The sequence below is a fragment of the Geotalea uraniireducens Rf4 genome, from assembly GCF_000016745.1.
Classification (GTDB): Bacteria; Desulfobacterota; Desulfuromonadia; order Geobacterales; family Geobacteraceae; genus Geotalea; species Geotalea uraniireducens.
This window is the reverse complement of the sequence record NC_009483.1, coordinates 2,938,500-2,953,749: the sequence shown is the minus strand read 5'-3', so window position 1 is coordinate 2,953,749 and position 15,250 is coordinate 2,938,500. Positions and strand designations below refer to the sequence as shown.

The window sequence follows — 15,250 nt, the reverse complement described above, 5'->3', positions numbered from 1 at the left end:
ATAATTTTTCTAAGGGACTAATCTCAGCACAGGCCTGTCCATGCAGATTGTTTTATCCCAATCTCCGCATCCCTTCCTTCAGACCCTTGAAGTCCTTCAGGTCGGTACCGCTGCCGGCGGTCAGCAGGCCGTTATCGGCAATGCCCCTGCCAAAGCCGAAGCTGTGGTCATAATTCATGGAGGAGAAGTCGCCGGATTGTTTGCGATGGTTCCCGAAGTCGTTGTCGAAATCGGCTAGTTCCTGCTTTAACGCATCACTGACTGCCTGCCAGCGTGCGGCAATCTCGCGGTCGGTTCCGGGAGAGGGCTGATCAACCTCCTGCAGGTAGTCATCAAGCTGGTTGCTGTCAAGGTACTCTTTCGAGGTCGATGCCGAATGATCATCCTTGCGTCGGATGTCACGGTCATCGTCATGGTCGGACCTGTAGCTATCCCGTTCATTTTCATGTCGATCAGATCCAGCCTTTTTCATCCAGTCCAATTTGTCCTTATGGTCGTCCTCGTCACGGCATGATGACCCCTTCCTGCTTTTGCCGAAGCTAATCTCGAAGGTGTCGGAAACGGAGAGGCTGCCTTCTGTGCTGCCGGTGGCTTCAACTCTGTCGGTGGCGGTGACCTTGATATCCAGGTAGCCCGCATTCTTGGGAGCGGTTCCGGAGAAAATACCGGTTTTATCATTGAACTTCAGCCAGTCCGGCAGTGCCTTGCCATCGGCCAGAGTGGCAGTGTAGGTCAGAGCATCTCCCTTATCGATGTCGACAAAACTGTCGGAGTCGATGGCGAAGCTGAAGGCCCTGTTATTCTTGACGCGCTGGTCGGACAGGTGCTCGGCCACCACTGGGGCATCGTTGGTGCCCTTGATGGTGATGTCGAGGGAAGAGGCAACTTCTGCCTCGCCGTCGGTGACGGTGTAGCTGAAATGTTCCACCTGTTGGGCGGTGCGTCCCAGTGACTGCACGTCATAGGACCGGTTATTGACCATATATCCGTACTTGCCATCACTGGAGAGCCCCAGGTAGCCATACTCGCCCCGCACAAAGCCCGGGTCGGCAACAGTGAGGCTGTCTTCGGCATCCGGATCACTGTCGTTGGCAAGGACGTTGCCTGTCACATAGGGGGGGCAATGATCTTCTATGAGTTCGGCTGTATCCGGTGTTACTACTGGTGCGCTGTTGCCGGCGGGCACACTGGTTACGCTAATGTTGAAGGAAGTGTCGACCTGTGAGCCGGATTGGTCGGTGGCGGTCAGTTTTACACCATAGCTGCCGATTGCGGAACTGTCAGGTGTGCCGGACAGGATGCCGCTTACCTGGTCATAGGTCAGCCAGGCAGGCAGGTTGGTGCCGTCGCTACTGTTTGCGGTAATGGTAAGGATGTTGCCCTTATCTACGTCGCTGAACAGGTTGGTGGGGATGGCGAGGCTGAATGGCTGGCCTCCCTGGGCAATCTGGTCGGTGATGGCGCCGGTCACTACCGGTGCGTCGTTGACATTGTCCACGGTCAGGCTGAGTCCGGTAGAGATGGTTGCGCCGGACAGATCGGTGGCCGTTACCGAAAGGTTCACGGTTCCCACCTGGTCGTTGCCGGGGGTGCCGGTCAGCATACCGGTTGGTGCGTCGAACGAAAGCCATGACGGCAAAGCCGAACCGTCCGCCAGCGTGGCGGAGAGGGTCAAACTGTCGCAGCTGTCGATGTCCTTGAAGGTATCGGCGGGGATCTGGTAGCTGAAGGTCTGATCTTCGACGACGTTCTGTGCCGTCAGCGGTGTTACCGTTACCGGTGTGTCATTGGTGTTAAGGACAGTGAGGGCGAAGCTGCTGCCGGCGGTCGTTCCGGCTCGGTCCGTGGCGGTAACCGTAATATTCAGGTTGCCGACCTGATCGTTTCCCGGCGTGCCGGCGAAGGTTCCGGTTGCAGCATCGAACTGCAGCCATGCCGGCAGGGTAGAACCGTCGGATAGTGCGGCGGAGAGCGTCAGGGCGTCACCGGCGTCAATGTCGTTGAAGGCCGTGGCAGGCAGCGTGAAGCTGAAATTGCTGTCTTCCAGTGCGGTCTGTGCGGGAATAGCGTCAACAACCATCGGTGCATCGTTGGTGTTGACTACCTCAAGGGCGAAAGCAGCTGTGACATTAGCACCTGACTGGTCGGTAGCGGTTACGGACAACTGCAGCTTGCCAATGTTACTGTTGTCGGGGGTGCCGGTGAAGGTTCCGGTGGCAGCATCGAAATTAAGCCAGGACGGCAGCGCCGAACCGTCTGCCAGTGTGGCGGAAAGGGTCAAGGAATCTCCTGCGTCGATATCAGCGAACAAACCGGGCGGGAGCATCAACTCAAAGGTTTGGTCCTCCACGGCAAGCTGGTCGGTAAACGGCGCGGTGACTACCGGGGCATCGTTGACATTTTCCACGTTCAGGATAAAGGATTGGCCGGTCGTGGCCCCTACCGGATCGATTGCAGACACCGTCACTGTCAGCGCTCCGACATCCGAGTTGCCTGGTGTGCCGCTGATGGTGCGGGTTGCCGGGTCGAAGGAAAGCCAGTCCGACGGGGTTTCATAGCCGGACACCGAGAGGCGATAGGTCAACTGGTCGCCGTCGGCATCGCTGAAGGTGGTTTCCGGCAACTGGAAGACAAAGGGCTGGTCCTGGGTAGCGATCTGGTCTGGTAGCGGCTCTGCCGCCACGGGAGCATGGTTGACCAGTTCCCGGTAGCTGATGGCGCTGCCGTCGGAGAATTCGAAGGTGTCGATAACCGTGGTTCCATTGAGTCCGGTTGGATCGAAATTTTCAATGATGACGGCATCACCGTAGGCACCGTAACCGATGGTCAAAGTCGTTCCGGTCAGCGAGAGGGAAAGGTCGTTGATGGTAATTCCCTGGCCGAAACTGAGGATATTGCCTATACCGTTTTCGGCGGTATCTGTTATGGTATCTACGCCATCGCCGAGGTTAAAGATATAAGCGTCTCGACCGCCGCCGCCAAGAAGGACATCTGTACCGGTCCCGCCGGTGAGGACATCCTCTCCGGTGCCACTGTCCAGATTGTCCGAGCCGTCGTAGCCGTAGAGCCGGTCGTCCAGATTCGTCCCTGTCAGCAGGTTGTCGAGGTTGTCTCCCTCGACTACAAACGTGTAGCGTGCCAGTTCAGCGAAGGAAAGAGTCGTGCCGTCGTCGAAGGCAAAGGTGTCCACTGATCGAGGGCTGTTGTCCACGTCATTGGGATCGAAACCATCAAGATAAATGGTGTCGCCGTTGTCGAAGGCGATGATAAAATAACCATCCTCAAATCGAAGGTGTCTGCGCAAGTCTTCCGGCGTGATGCCGGGACCGAAGCGGAGCACGTTGCCGATGCCTTCTTCCAGAAAGTCACTTATCTCCACTTCACCATCTCCACGATTGAACACATAGGTATCGTTACCGCCAGTTCCGCGAAGATAGTCGCCACCGGTGCCGCTGATGATCAGATCGTCGCCGTCACCTCCGCGAATATAGTCGTACGTTGCGGTTCCCAGCAGGGTATCGTTGCCGTCGGTTCCCCTGATTTCAAATCCGTTCAAGTTGAGCAACTCGTCATAGGAGAAAATCTGCCCGTTCTGTCCAAACTGAAAATATTCCACCGCCCGGTTGCCGAAGGGATCCAACCGGTCAAACCCGGTCATCCTGATCTCGTCGTCAGAACCCCATCTTTTCAGGACTAGTTCTCCTTTCTCCGGGTCGTGGGTAAGGTAAACTTCCCAGGGAGCCATGCCGTCCGGGAGCACGACGGTGTTCCATTCTCCCGGTCGGGAGACGTCGTCGATGGAGTCAACCCCATCGCCTGCCTGGAATAGATAGGTGTCGTCACCGGCGTTGCCTTTGAGTAGATCATCGCTGGCAAGCCCACGAATCCTGTCGTCACCGGAAGTGCCGATGAGCGTATCTTGCTCCGGCGTGCCGACTATCTCGAATCCACGGCTGAGCAGGTCGGAAAAGCTCATGCTTGAGCCGTCCCAGAAATCGAAGCGCCCCACCGGCTGCGGCATGTCCGGTATATTGGGATCGAAACCCTCGAACCGGATGGCGTCGCCACCGTCACCCACCCTCAGCACCAGTGCGCCATTTTCGACCTCGGTCCAAATGGAGTCAGGGGATATGCCGTAGCCGAAATAGACACTGTTCTCCATGCCGGGGGAACTAAAGTCCACGATGGTATCCACCCCATCGCCGAGGTTGAATTCATAGGTATCGTCCCCGCTTCCACCCATAAGACGGTCGTTTCCGAATCCGCCGACGAGGTAGTCATTTCCCCCTCCGGTTTCCACAATGTTGTTACCCGCCGTACCGGTGAAGTAATCGTCTCCTTCCGCTCCCACCGAGGATAGCCCTGCGTCGAGGATGTCCTGCGGGGTAGCCACGCTGCCGTCGGCGAATACATAGCTATCCACGACGTCGGTCAGGGTTGGGCTGTCCGGATTGTAACCCGCAAGCCTCACCTGGTCTCCGGTGGAGGGGATGTCGATGATCAGATAGCCGTCCCGTTCGGAGAACCTGAGATCGGAAAGGGTAATACCTACCCCGAAGCTGAGCACGTTGCTCTCTGTGCCGCCACCATAACCGCCGCCGTAGTCTCCCCCATAGCTAGCAAAACTCGCAAACATGGGCAAATCGCCACCGTACTCACCCCCGCCGGCATACTCCATGTAATCCTGCTCGATGGTCAAAAGGCCGTCGCCGGCGTTGAAGACAAAGGTATCGTTCCCCAGGCCCCCGTAGGCGATGTCATTGCCTGTCCCGGCATGGACGAAATCATCGCCCTCTCCGGCCATGATCAGATCATTGCCGCTGCCTCCATAAATGGCATCATTGCCCGCTCCGGCATCTATCCGGTCATGGCCACTGCCGCCATCCAGGTAGTCATCACCATCGAGGCCGTAGACAAGATCATTCCCAGCTCCGCCCTCCAGGCTGTCGCCCCACTCGGTCCCCATGAGCCTGTCGTCGCCGTCGGTTGGGACAGATGAGGCACCATAGGAGGCTGTGCCGAACAGGTTGCCGCTCTGGGCATAGGCCACCGCCGCGTCACCATCTGCCGGCAGAGCCGCGAGGGTAATGTCGTTGGAGGCCGCATCGGCGAACAGAGCAACCGGCGAGGTAAAGGTGGATGAAGACAGCAAGGGGGCCACACCCCGCACAAGTCCTGCCAGGTCGTATATCCTGACACTGCCGTCGGCGGCCACGAATTGCACCCTTTCGACTGTCAGCGGTTCCTGCATAGTGAGTCGGTCCTGCTGGAACCAGCGTAACAGCGTGAGGCTGCCTCCGACGCCGCCATCAACCAAAAGCCGCAGGTTGCCATATTCGTCCATCATGGCAGAAACAGCATCGGGAACGATCCCCACACCAAAGGATATAGTCTTTCTGCCGCCGTCCCAGTTGTCTTCGACGATATCGTTGCCGTCACCAAGGTTGAAGAGGTAGGTATCTTCCCCTGAAGACCCGATAAGGGTATCATCCCCTCTACCGCCCGCCAGCACGTCGCTCCCTGAACCGGCATAGAAGTAATCGTTGCCGCTGCCGCCGTCCATCAGGTCGCTGCCGGCGCCACCATTTAGATAATCGTTGCCGGCGCGGGCTCGGATGGCATCGTTGCCGTCATAGCCGTTGATGTCATCATCCGCATTGCTTCCCACCAGGATGTCGTCGCCGTCGAAACCGGACTGCCACCCTGCAATACCGCCGTCGTTCATGGCTATGACCTGCTCTAGCGACAGCTCGGTCCCATCGTTGAAGCGGAACCGCTGGACAGAGGAACGGGAGATATCGGTGGACCAGCCGTCGACCTCGATCCGGAAGGCGTCGTCACCAGTTCCTACAACCAGTGTCGCATAACCGCTGTCACCAGGCTGGATATCCCAATAACGTTGATTCCCCAGTTGCACCTGGAGGTCGGCCGAGGTAATCCCTGCGCCGAACTCAATGGTATCGGCCTGGCCGTCGGCCAGCCGCGTCCGGACAAAGTCAACACCGCTCCCCTGCTCGAAACGGATAACGTTTGCGCCGTTGCCGGCTTCGATATAGTCGCGTCCACTTCCACCATTCAGGACGTCGTCCCCGTCGCCGCCGTAGAGATTGTCGTCACCCATGTTACCCGCCAGCGTATCGTTGCCGGCAGCTCCCTCCAGCCAATCGTCGCCGTCAGCCCCGCTCAGCACATCGTTGCCTTCAAGCCCAAGGATGGTGCTGTTGATGTCACTCCCCACCAAGATGTCGTCCCCTGCTGTGCCGACGATACTTTCGGCGCTGGGGAGGGTGGCAGCCAGCCTGTTTATGTCGGCCGAAGTGAGAGTGGTTCCGTTACTGAAGACATAACGTTCGATATTATATGTGCCGTTGCTCAACCGAAGGCTGTCTCCGCTCCCTTTAATGGTGATCAACAGAGCACCGTTCGTATCGATAGTAAATGTGAGATCGCTCGGGATAATGCCGGCCTGGAACTCGACTGTATCGACTCCACCCCAGCCGCTCTCCTCGATCACGTCGTTGCCATAGCCACGACCGAAGCGATAGGTATCCCCTCCATCCCTGCCCCTCAGGAGATCGTTTCCGGCCCCTCCATCCAGCACATCGTTCCCCGCTCCGCCCTCCAGGATATCGTCGTCGGATGTCCCTTGCAGGGCCAGTGTCAGGAGGGTTGTATAATCCCAGATCGTTCCGTCTGCGAAGCGCGCCTGTTCGATGCGATTGCTCTCGTTATAGTCATTGAAGGTGTCCTTGACCGTCAGTTGATCATCGCTCCCCTTGATGGTAAGCAGCATGTCGTTGCCCAAACGCCGGACGATCACATCTTCCGGTAGCACATCGGCCTTGAACTCTATCGCGTCATCGGGTGAGTTGACCCAATAGTAACCGTTGCCGAATCCTTCATAGGCCGTATCGTGGCCATCGCCGCGACCGAAGAGGTAAGTGTCGTTGCCGTAGCCGCCAGCGAGCATGTCATTGCCGGACCCCCCGTCCAGTCGGTCGTTGCCATCCCCGCCGTAAAGCGTGTCGTCGCCAGCGTAGCCGGAAATGGTCTCGCTCTGGCGGCTTCCCAAGATGACGTCGTTACCCGCCGTACCCTCCTTGACCAGGTGGCTTGCTACATAGGCCGCATCCAGCACCGTCCCGTCGCTGAACTCCATGCGAGCTATCTGGTAATAAGCGCTGGCGAACCAATTCTTCACCGTGATGCTGTCTGTACCGTCGCCCAGAACGATGCGCAGGTCCTCGTTGTAGCCCAGGACCCCCTCGAACCTGACGTCGCTCGCAGTGATCCCATCCTTGAACCTGATTGTGTCGCTGCTGATCAGGCTCTCGTTCCGGTTGTAAATGGTGTCGTGGCCGTCGCCCCAACCGAACAGGTAGGTGTCGTTATCGTTTCGCGGTGCATCGTAGGCAACATCGTAGTAATGGCTGTCCGTGCCGTAGATGGTGTCATCGCCCGTGCCGCCGTCTATGATGTCGTCCCCCAGCCCGGCAGAGATGGTATCGTTGCCGTCACCACCGGAGATCACGTCGTTGCCGCTTCGGGCGTCGATGTAATCGTTCCCCGCGCCACCGCTGATGGCGTCGTCCTGGCGGTAGCCGATAATGGTGTCCGCGCCGTCCGTTCCGGTCAGCAGCATGTCGCGGAGGGTGTTCCAGGTCCACTTGGTTCCGTCGGCGAATTCGATTAATTCCACCTCGTAGTCGTGATGCTCGGGTGCGCCGGGGTAATTTTCCAGAAAGTGATTGCGGATGGTGACGCTGTCGCCGGTGTCCTTGATGGTGAGGATCAGGTCGTCGTTATTGCGGCTAACGGCGATGTCAGAGGGAGCAACGTCCTCAAAGAACCTGAGTCGATCTGTGTTTTGGGTATCGTCGCCGTCGATAATGGTATCGCGGCCGGAGCCGCGGCCGAAATAGTAGATGTCGTTGCCGTTGGCCTCGACGACGGTGGCATTTATTCGCTGCGCTCCTGTATAATAATCGTTGTAGGCATAAGCGGAACCGATGAGAAGATCGTCGCCGGCGCCCCCGTCAATGACGTCATCCCCGCTGCGACCGATTATCGTATCATTCCCACCTAACCCATCAATAGAATCGGTCAGGCGGCTGCCAATGATCAGGTCATCGCCTTCCGTTGGATAGGACGTCGCCGCATTAATGGCGTTCTCTTTGTTCCAGACCGTCCCATCGGCGAAAATGAAGCGGTTAATGGAAGTATTTTCGTACCAATACCAGTTCCACCCTCCTGCAATATGCAGAGTTTCTCCCGTGTCCTTAATGCTAAAGACGAAGTCATCGTTATAGCTGTTCGGTGTGGTTACGGTGATATCGCCCGGATTGAGGCCGGAGAAAAGGATACTGTTGCGTCCCTGACCGTCGACTATGTTGTCATTTCCGCTTCCCCGTCCGAAGATGTACTGGTCATCACCCGCCTCGCCCCTAAGTTGGTCGTCCCCCGCCCCGCCGGAAATGATATCGTTGTCGTTTCCGCCAACCAGCATCTCGTTTCCGCCTCCTCCAAAGAGCGTGTCATTGCCGTTGCCGCCGTAAATGGTGCGACTCTGATCGTCACCTAGAATAATGTCGTCGCCGTTTCCCCCTTGGATACCGTTGAACCGTACATTGAACTCCTGATAGAGGGCCTGGAGTTCCGGCGTTATGGGCAGCGAACGAATCTTATTTTCCAGAAGGGTTGCGCCGTCCCACGGGGTATCGGCAAGAAGACCCTTAGTGCATCTGTTGAATTCTATAAGGTCGGTAATGCCGTTAATCGGATCGGCATCAATTTTATCCACGAATGCTTGGGTAAGGCGGGTCACATCGAAAGTGTAACCGATCGCGGTTTCTGGTTTGATGTCTGGATCTGAGCCGGAATAAGTATTGGTATAAGTGTAGGAATCATCATAGATGTCAATGTCCGAATAGGTATCAGTATAGGTTGTGGTAGTGTCAATAATTTCGAGATACATTCTCATACGGGTTTGTAAAATGAGACCATCGTACACCGTTTGCCTGAGTGCTTGATAATCCTGGCCCAGCATATCGAGTTGAGGCTGCGCATAGTTGATCGCTAGGGCAGGTTTGTTTTTGTTCGCAGCATTTAGGGCCGTGCTACCAGTGTAATCTACCCACATACCGGTTCTTGCGCCGCTTCCTTCCTGTGCTTGTCCGGGCACAGCAAAGAAATAGCTGCCATAGAAAGACTCTAGGATATGAATCCGGTTATTCCAGGTATCGATCAGTCCGCGATACGTTTCATCGATAAGGGGGTCAGCGGCGTTTTGTACTGTTCCAGAGGTAATCCCACCTGCGGTATTTTTAACCAGATGGTCGCTCCTGCGTATATTTCCGAATGACAGATATTCAACCCTGTATGCTGCAGGATCACGTTCCTCAAGGGATTTGGACATACCGGAAGTATCGGCCCAGGTAAGGAGAAGCTCGTCCAGCAACGCCAACTGCTCCGCTCGTGTCGTAGCTGCGCTGTAGCGTGTCAACACTTCCTGGAGAGCGGGAGAGAGGGTTGCAGCCTCTTGCAGGTCACGCACTTTACCGGAACCTTGCAGTGCCGGAAGTGCCATGGCAGCATCAGAAACTGTCACTGTATCGACAAAACGGCTGTCCGCGGGATTGTTGGCAAGGTTCACCTCTGCTATTGTAGCGGTAGAGCCGTCTTCCTTAGTAAGTGTACTCTCTGATGCTATGGTGTTCCCGTTCTGCCAGACATTGCGGTTGACAGCCGCTAGGTCGATATAGGCAACACCTGCGTCTGAGAGGGTGGTAAGTTCTTCTGCCTGGGAATTGCCGTCCTGGTTGAGGTCGCGCCAGATTCTGAGTTCGCCGAAGGCTGGATCGTTGGGGTCGAATTTACCGTCGTTATTGGCATCCAGATCCCTCAGGGCGCTGAAGCCGTTAGAGGCAGTAAGACCATTACTCAGCTTCGTCTGGTCACCAAACAACTCTAGTCCGGAATCGATTTTACCGTTGCCGTTGATATCACGCGCAAGAAGGCCGTCATCGGACTTGATCCAGCCGGTAGTGGTAGCAATTCGATCGTTGTTATGATCGAACATGACACGGGAGCCTATGCCGACCGTTTCAACACCATCGCGGTCCAGGTCAACAACCAGTGGATCACGGGGTGGCTGATAATTATTGGGTATACTCGGACCCGGGGTCGGGCCTGGGGTCGGACGCGGTCTTGGACCCGGACTCGGACCAGGGCCAGGACCAGGACCAGGACCAGGACCAGGACCAGGACCAGGACCAGGACCAGGACCAGGACCAGGACCAGGACCAGGACCAGGACCAGGACCAGGACCAGGACCAGGACCAGGACCAGGACCAGGACCAGGACCAGGACCAGGACCAGGACCAGGACCAGGACCAGGACCAGGACCAGGACCAGGACCAGGATCAGGATCATCTCCTTTTGGTCGCAGAATCTTAAATGGTTTATCCCACCCTTTTATTGTATCCGTGCCAAATTCTGTTGTTGCTGGCCCTTTGGACTGAGACCCAAAGAACTTTCCGGTATTTGTTTCAGGGTCATAACTTTCAACAACTCCGGTATGCCCTTTAAAAACGATAATATCACCCGGTCTAACATCATCGGGGGACACGTTATCAAAATATTTATTTCCTTTTGATCCCCTCATTTCGCCGGTTGTCATATACGGTATATCATATCCAGACTGTTGGAGTGCATCGTTTACCAAGTGAGAACAATCTATATCCAATTTTCCATTACGATCAGTATCTTTTGTCCCATTACCACCATAACCATAATCATAACCACCATTACCATATTTATTTTTAGCATTGATTATTACATTATTGCCCATAAGTAAAATCTCCTATTGTCAAAGTTATTTTTTATTGTTTAGATAATATATAATTGATCTAATATTATTAATTGTTCTAGCATCTCTTTTTACTGAAATATAGTTATTCAACTTATCTATTGTGGCTGATATTGAAATGTGAGGTGGCTCCTGGGGTGATTTTATTTTCCAGTGACCTTCTTGTTTAATCAATTTATACAGGAAAGCCACTGACAACCTATCGGTTGTCAATTTAAACCCTCTTATATCTGCTGGAAGATCAGCAATAATTTCATATTCAACTTTTATTTCGGCTGTATTCGAAGACTCTCTTATTTTTGTTATTTTGTAATTTGAAACCACGACAGCTGTATCCCATCCAGGGCCATCTTCCCATACGGTGTATTTTTGTATTTTCACCCAAGTATCTGAACTCAATCCTGCTCCATTGAAAGATTCAAGGCAGTAAGCCTCTACAACACCCTCAGGAGTCAAAGGATAACTCTGCGTTTTCCCATGATTTGGGTTTGCTTGATCGCCAAATACTGATAAAGAGCTAACATAACAAACAAGCAGTATAACAATGTAACTGATCAACTTAATTCGAATTTTCATTTTTAACCTCCTTACGGATCACAGATAAAGCAATGCAGTATCAGAAATCATAGTCACTAATTGCCAATCCATTCTTTATAACAACCATCATAAAGACTTACGCACTGATACTTCTCAGCGATTCCATCTGTGACCGTGCCAATCTGAACCGCTGTCTCACACCCACACGAATAAATGTTGCCGTCCGGCTTTATATGCACACCTCGACATGGACAACCGCCCAAACCTGCCTTGGCATGCCCTCCAATATAGGGGTTCTTAACTGTCCTGATTTCCCGACTATCAAAGCTTTTCGGATCATTAGTCCAGTAACCGAACTCTTGTTCAACCAAACCAGCCATGAATGTTTCGACAACAACGGGATCAATTGGTTCATGCCACTTGTCGCGGCTCAATACCCCCCGAAGGACCCCCCGCTTCGCCATTCTGCACAACGTAAGGGCGTCTTCCGTATTGGAACCATTGGTAGCAACCCAAACAGGTCCATAGGAAAGCGCATGGCTTATGATTTTCCAAAAATCAGGGTGCAAGGTTGGTTCACCTCCACCGATAACAATCCATTGATTGTCATCAAGAATTTTCTTTCCCCATCGTGCAAGAACCTCCGCAATTACCTCGAATGGCATATGTTCGCCCTTGCCTGGTTCACAGGCATAACAGCAATGACCGCAGCGCATATTGCATTTTGTGGTTACCTGAATGTACATTATAGAGTTCCTTTCCGTTTAGAATGATATCAACGGCTTTACGCCTTTCTTTTCCAGGGGAGGTGTCTCGGCAGATTCGAAAAGCTCGACCCAGCATGCCTGATGAACATGCTGCCCTGAAAAATCGAGGAAAAAGTTGTGATATAGTTCCTTAAATCCTCCCTTTTCAAAAGCCGCCTTTCGCCTTGCATACCACTCATCCGACATCCCATGGAACGAATACCATCTTTTCATTTCCTTGAATAATGGCCGGAACTCTGCACGGTATTGAATTGCTCCATTCATTGTTCTTCCCTCCACAAAATGTGTATAGAATCGATTATCTGCCATTCTGTCGAAGGTAGACTGAAATTGGCGACTCGGCATCCATTCAGTCACGTACTCATTTTCGGTGGCAAAACAGAAGTATGAAGACATAAGGAACAAGACAAAAAATGCGATTGAAATGATTTTCTTTTTGTACATTCATTTCTCCTTTTCATATCATTGCAGAGAAACTGCCTCACTCATCTCCCCCATCCCGCTTCTCCTCCCCAACCACCTCCATCATCTGCGGCTGGCTCTGCTGCTGACCAAACCTGAACACATCATCCACCTGCAGCCCCTTGGGCAGTTGATGGGTGATGAAAATCATCGATACCTTTCCCTTCAGCTGGTTGACCGTTGCGGCAAAGTGCTCGGCGGTCTGCTGATCCAGGTTGGAGGTGGCTTCATCGAAGATGAGGATGCGGGGGCGCTTGAGCAGTGCCCGGGCGATGGCAACCCGCTGCCGTTGTCCGCCAGAGAGCCCTACACCCTGTTCGCCGATTTCCGTTTGGTAGCCTTGCGGGAGCCCTTCAATCACGCTATGGATCTCGGCCTGGCGGCAGGCGGTGACGATGTCCTGGAAGGTGGCATGGGGGTTGGCGTGGTTCAGGTTTTCGTAGATGGTGCCGGAGAAGAGGACCGTTTCCTGGGGGACGACGCCAAAAATGGAGCGCAATTCATTGGCCGACATGTGGCGGATATCCCGGCCGTCGATCCTGATCTGGCCGTCGGTGGGGAGGTAAAAGCCTTGCAGCAGTTTGGCCAGGGTGCTCTTGCCGCAGCCGGATGGCCCCATCAGCAGGCTCAGGTGGCCTGCCTTGAAGGTGAGGTTGAGGTTGCGGTAGAGAAAGGGATGCTGTTCCGAATAGCGAAAGCTTAAGTCCGCCAGTTCAACCACGCCGCCCTGGCTGGAGGAGCTCCTTGTTGGAACCAGGGCATAGGGTTCCATCGGCATATCCATGATGTCACCCAGGCGCTTGACCGCAATATTAGCCTGCTGGAACTCCTGCCATAACCCCACCAGCCGCAGCATCGGCTGACTCATCCGGCCGGCAAACATCTGGAAGGCGACCAGTCGACCGATGGTGAAGCCGTCGTTTTTCATGACCAGCAAGGCCCCAACGATCAGGATGGAGAAGGTCATCAATTGTTCGAGGGCATTGGCTATTACATTGTAGGTGTTGGAGAGCTGGCGGGTGGAGAACCCTGCTGCCAGATAAGAGGCCATGTAGTCGCCGTAGCGCTTCTCCAGCACCGGTTCCATCTGCAATGATTTGACGGTGGACATGCCGGCGACGTATTCAGTGACAAAGGCCTGGTTGCGGGCCCCCAGCATGAACTGCCTGTTGAGCTTTTCACGAAAAACCGGGGTGACCAGGAAGCTGATAAAGGCGATTAGGGTAAGCATCCCGAGGGCGATCAGGGAGAGCTGCCAGCTGTACCAGAACATTACCCCCAGGAAGATCAGCAAAAAAGGGAAATCAAGTACCAGCGAAGCGGCTGCTCCGCTGACGAACTGGCGGATGTTCTCAACCCCTTGCATTCGGGCTACCATTACGCCGGTTGGCCGGTGCTCGAAGTAGGGAAGCGGCAAGCGCAGCAGGTGGCTGAAGACCTGAGTACCCAGCACGGCATCGATTCGATTGCCCGTGTGCAGCACCAGGTACTGGCGCAGCCATGTCATGACGGAGCTGAAGACCATGAACATCAGCATCCCCACTCCGATTACGATCAGAGTGCTCTGTGTCTGGTGCACTACTACCTTGTCAATTACCACCTGGGTAAAGAGCGGCGTGGCCAGACCGATCAGCTGAATGATCAGGGAGGCGATCAGGACATCGCGCCAGATCAGCTTGTGCTTGAGCAGCTCGGGTATGAACCAGCGAAAACCGAACCGGCTGGCAACCGGCTGGCCGTCCGGACCGTCCGCATCCACTTTGCCTGTTGCCTGTTCGCTACGGGAGACAAGCAGCAGCTGAGGGTATAACTGTCCCTGGGCCTCTGCCAGGGAAAGAGTCTCCGGTGTCTGGGCGCCTGGACGGAAGAACAGTATGTTGTCTTGATCCACCTTAACGATCAGGATCGGGGTGAGATTTGGTTCGCTGGCGCTTGTTTCCTGAGGTCCGACGTCCGTAACCGGCAGTGGTAGAAAACCGGCCACCGGCAGCGGCAGTTTGTTCAGTTCAAATCCGGTTGCGGGGACGGAATGTTCACCGGTTTTAAAACCAAAGGCATGGAGGGCGTTGTGAATAGAGGTAAATGAACAGGGGGGAGGAAACTGGCGTTCAACCAGCAGGGGATCGAAGGGCACTCGGTGCAGTTGGCAGAGACTGCCAAGCAGCCACAACAGGTCCGGCCCGGCCAGGTTGCCAGGTGGGGTGTGCCTGTGTCGCATTTTTCTGGATTGGGCAACTCTCATGCTGTTTTGGCTCGTCTGTATTAACGCTTGTGATTATTCTTATACTTAAAAAACACATGATCAAAGAGAATGGAAGCAGATGCTACCAGACCACCTAGTCCTTCTTTTGTAAAATATATAGATTCAAAGCACTTATCGAAATATCTTAAAAAAATCAATATTAAGTTTGTGTAAAAAAGTGTAAAAATTTTTTACAGTGTAAAAAAAATTTACAGTCACACAATAAAATCTAATAGTTAGCAAAAATGAACCCAGTCAAAATTTTGAATTATTATTAAAAAATAATTTGTTAGCAATTATTTGTGCCTTTTTACTCTGCATTTCGGGAATAAAAGCTACGGTCGCAAAAACACAACAGTATCGAAGCCCCAGTCT

6 protein-coding genes and 1 pseudogene are annotated in these 15,250 nt (G+C 54.0%); all 7 read right to left on the bottom strand.

Translation table 11 applies throughout. The annotated features are described in order from the left end of the window. Window positions 1–52: 52 nt before the first annotated feature. Window positions 53–10,078, bottom strand: a complete 10,026-nt coding sequence (locus GURA_RS24330; RefSeq protein ID WP_041245445.1) for a putative Ig domain-containing protein — start codon at window positions 10,076–10,078, stop codon at window positions 53–55. An 11-nt stretch (window positions 10,079–10,089) separates the two neighbouring features. After that, a complete protein-coding gene (locus GURA_RS24950) occupies window positions 10,090–10,431 on the bottom strand; it encodes a hypothetical protein (RefSeq protein ID WP_232278910.1) in 342 nt (113 codons plus the stop codon). 154 nt (window positions 10,432–10,585) lie between these two features. After that, window positions 10,586–10,849 (bottom strand): annotated as a pseudogene (locus GURA_RS25355) (NlpC/P60 family protein); the annotation flags it as partial. Between the two features lie 24 nt (window positions 10,850–10,873). Then, window positions 10,874–11,443, bottom strand: coding sequence for a hypothetical protein (locus tag GURA_RS12980; RefSeq protein ID WP_041245444.1), 570 nt, complete (start codon window positions 11,441–11,443; stop codon window positions 10,874–10,876). Between the two features lie 56 nt (window positions 11,444–11,499). Further along, the gene (locus GURA_RS12975; RefSeq protein WP_011939412.1) at window positions 11,500–12,150 is read right to left on the bottom strand and encodes a radical SAM protein; all 651 of its coding nucleotides are present in this window, start codon (window positions 12,148–12,150) and stop codon (window positions 11,500–11,502) included. Window positions 12,151–12,168: 18 nt separating this feature from the next. Then, window positions 12,169–12,615 (bottom strand): hypothetical protein, encoded by a 447-nt coding sequence (locus GURA_RS12970; RefSeq protein WP_011939411.1) that lies wholly within the window; start codon window positions 12,613–12,615, stop codon window positions 12,169–12,171. A 37-nt stretch (window positions 12,616–12,652) separates the two neighbouring features. Further along, complete coding sequence (locus tag GURA_RS12965; protein WP_011939410.1) at window positions 12,653–14,875, bottom strand: peptidase domain-containing ABC transporter; 2,223 nt, start codon at window positions 14,873–14,875, stop codon at window positions 12,653–12,655. Window positions 14,876–15,250 lie beyond the last annotated feature (375 nt).